At 53.4% G+C, this 2,708-nt stretch carries 3 protein-coding genes; all 3 read right to left on the reverse strand.

Features of this window, described 5'->3' with window-relative positions; translation table 11 throughout:
- Positions 1-167, reverse strand: a 167-nt coding sequence (locus WBM60_RS06695; protein ID WP_424282889.1) for an NmrA family NAD(P)-binding protein, incomplete at its 3' end; no start/stop codon positions are given.
- Positions 168-186: 19 nt separating this feature from the next.
- Positions 187-1,545 (reverse strand): carotenoid oxygenase family protein, encoded by a 1,359-nt coding sequence (locus WBM60_RS06700; RefSeq protein ID WP_424282887.1) that lies wholly within the window; start codon positions 1,543-1,545, stop codon positions 187-189.
- A gap of 214 nt (positions 1,546-1,759) precedes the next feature.
- Positions 1,760-2,708 (reverse strand): MFS transporter (locus tag WBM60_RS06705; protein ID WP_424282888.1); only part of this gene is annotated, 949 nt, incomplete at its 5' end.

A 2,708-nucleotide genomic window follows, 5' to 3' on the forward strand; every position in this document is an offset into this window, starting at 1 on the left:
CCTGGAGCCGTGAACGGACCAGCCTTCTCCAGGCGTTCGATGCTCCGGGTGAGCACACGAACCCAGTAGCCTCGCTTCTTGAACTCGCGGGTCACGTACTTACCGAGGTAACCCGTCGCACCTGCAACGAGTACCCGGGGCGGACTGTTGGTAACGCCAGGTACCATGGAGCTTTAGTGTCCGTCCCTAGTCGGCTACGGAAGCCGGCACCCAGCTGCCATGAAAACCGTTTGGAATTCTTGGCAGATCGATGGATGCCACCGGCTCATTGTCCATGGACGCCGCGTCCATGATGATAAACCTGCTGCTGTCGACGTTGGCGTCGTAAACATAGGTCATCAAGTAGCCATCATCTTCCGACTTCGGATCCGCGGCGGGCGCGAACACGGCTTCACCACCAACGCACCCCCGTCCGAATTCGATGTCCGATCTCACGCCGGTTTCTCGGTCGTATTTGAGAATCGCACCGGATGCGTCCATCGGATCTGCGGCTTGGGACATTGCCGCCAGGTAGCCGTATCGATGTTTCATTCCCACCACGCTGTCTGCTACTCGCGGGAACTCGGCTGGCCGATCATCAATCTTCTCTTCAGTCACTTTTCCGGCAGTGGTATCGATCGTCCAACGCCACAGTTCTGGTGGTGGGAAGTCCATCGCTGATTCGCGCCATATGTGACTGAAGCGGGCAACATCCAACACAATCTTGTCGCCGTCTTCGTACGAGTTCAGCGGGTGAAAGACGTAGCACGGGTTGATGTCGTACCATTTCACTTGCGAGTCGTTGCCGTTGCGCGGCATCACGCCTAATCGCGCCGGGTAGTTATCGTCCCATCGAATTGGCAGGTCGCCCGTCATCGCGAGTTCCAGATTAAAGACCGCCGGCAAATCCATGAAGATCGCGAAGTTCTGCGTGATGTTGAAGTCATGCATCATGGTGGGCCCACCCACCGTGATGTTTTCCGTCTGCACAAGCTTGCCTTCCGCCGATACGCGCAAGTACCGAAGGTACGGCTCCATCGCCGAATAGCCGAACGCAAGCATTTCGCCAGTGCGCGGACACACCTTCGGATGCGCGGTGAAGGATCCTTTGAGCACACCATCAAAATTTGTCGGCCCGACGGTATCGAGATCGCCATCAACAACATAGGGAAAATGACCTTCCTCCAGTACGAGAAATTTTCCCGCATGGCCGAACACATGGGTATTCGCTTTAGATGACTTCATATCCAACATCACCGACATGTCCAACGCATCGGTGGAAGGGTTGGTGATGAATGGTGTCTGCACGTAACGGTTGCGGTACCACTCCGCCCGGCCGTCGCGCAAGCGCATACCATGCAGCATCCCGTCACCGAGAAACGGGTGAGGACTTGTACCGGTAATCGGATTGGGGCCGGTGCGAATGTAACGCCCGTCGAGCTCTGGAGGGATAGTTCCGCTCACCTTGAGGTTACCGAGCGTTCGTTCTTCCGTTACCGGGCGACCATTGCCACGTAGATGTGAGGGCGTGCTTTCCAGGACAGCTGACATATCGGGTTTCTCCATTTCGGATCGTTCTGATACTGATGGTCGCCATACCGACAATCCAGGACTTTTTCTAATTTTCGGATTTCAATGGGTCCATTCGTCATACTCATGAAAGCGTTCGAGAGATAGAGGAATAAGCGTACCGCAGAGTCACCATATAGCCCCAGACCAAGGAACTCGCAACCGTCAGGAGCACGGTCACTACCACGATGAATGTGACGAGCAGCCGTCATCAATTTCCATCCAGAATCACTGTGCTGATTCGACTGTGCTCTGCACGCGAAAGATCATAAAAACTAGCGGCCACTACAGTGATACCGATCAATATCAGAACACCTGGTCCCATCGCCATGGCAAGGGTCCGCAGAGATTCAGGATCAATGGTCTCCACAGTTGCATTGCGTTGAATCCCAGCCAGATCTACCACAACACCGGATATCACGATACCGAAGCCGCCAATCGCTTTCGCCGCAAACGATGAAGCAGCATAATAGATGCCTTCGCTTCGGCTGCCGTGTTTTTCCTCATGCTGATCGGTGATATCGGCAATCATCGAACCAATCATGACGGTCAGGACGCCGATACCCATGGCGCTAATAGCATTGGACGTCATCACCAGATAAAACAAGGCAGGGTTGCCTGGTTTCGGAAAGAGCCCCAACAGGCTCAGAATAATGGGTAGTGTGTTCCAGACGGCAAACCATATCAGCCCTCCAATCAGCAAAGTTTTCTTTTCCTGAAAAATGCGCCCCATTGGCGTTGCCAGCCCCGCACCAAGAAACGAACCAATGATGGAAGCTGGAAAACTAAGCCCGATAAGCTCCAGACTGAATTGAAAGTAAAGGGTACCCAGATATATCGACAACGCCGAAACCATGCCCATGGTCATACCAAAAAGCACCGCTGTCAGAACTACGGCTTTAAACGATCGAAATCCGAAAGCCATTCCTGATTCACGTATGACTTGCATCAAACTAAAGCGGTTACTATTCGGGTCGGCCTGAGGTAAATACGGAATGTAGCTATGTGTTCCATAGGCAGTCAACAGAACGCCGACGAAGATGACCATAGCGAACACGGCCGCGAATCTTGGATAGGCTTCAGGATTCAATTGTCCATTCGGGTATTCGGGCGTTGCTCCGAAAAATATCTGCAAACCGACCAGGAACACCATCAACGTA

Source organism: Eudoraea sp. (genome assembly GCF_049669105.1).
Lineage (GTDB): Bacteria > Bacteroidota > Bacteroidia > Flavobacteriales > Flavobacteriaceae > Eudoraea.

Coding starts and splice junctions, on each gene's coding strand:
- WBM60_RS06700 (WP_424282887.1), bottom strand. CDS start 1,545: ATGGAGAAACCCGATATGTCAGCTGTCCTGGAAAGCACGCCCTCACAT.